The sequence below is a fragment of the Lysobacter sp. ESA13C genome, from assembly GCF_019970005.1.
Classification (GTDB): Bacteria; Pseudomonadota; Gammaproteobacteria; order Xanthomonadales; family Xanthomonadaceae; genus Lysobacter; species Lysobacter antibioticus_B.
Map to the genome: position 1 here is coordinate 1 of NZ_JAHXYK010000046.1, position 474 is coordinate 474.

General features: G+C 73.8%; 1 protein-coding gene. It reads left to right on the forward strand.

The window, feature by feature from the left end:
- Window positions 1-474, forward strand: a 474-nt coding sequence (locus tag LC490_RS24270) for a PfkB family carbohydrate kinase (protein WP_223621907.1), incomplete at both ends; no start/stop codon positions are given.

Genomic DNA, 474 nt, shown 5'->3' on the forward strand with positions numbered 1-474 from the left:
GGGGAGGTCTCCCTCGACGGCGTCGAGTTCGCCGAGGGCGAGGCGGTGCTCGCGCAGCTGGAGATCTCCATGGACCTCGTGGTCGAGCTGGCCGCGCGGGCGCGCGGATACCTCGCGGTGAACGCGGCGCCGGCCCGCGAACTGCCGGACGCGGTGCTGCGACGCGCGGACCTCATCATCGTCAACGAGACGGAGTACGCTCTCATCCCCGCCCTCCGCACGGCCGCTCGGGTCGCCGTCACCTACGGCGGCGACGGGGCGAAGCTGTTCGAGGGCGGTGTCGAAGTCGCCGCGGCCCCTGCCGTGAAGACGACGGTGGAGAACACGGTCGGCGCGGGTGATGCGTTCTGCGCCGCGCTGACGATCGGCCTCGCCTCCGGGGCATCCGCCGCCGAAGCGCTCTCCGTGGCGTGCGCCGTCGGAGCCGCCGCGGTGGCCGATCCGCGGTCGCAGCCCCTCCTCGACCCCTACGAC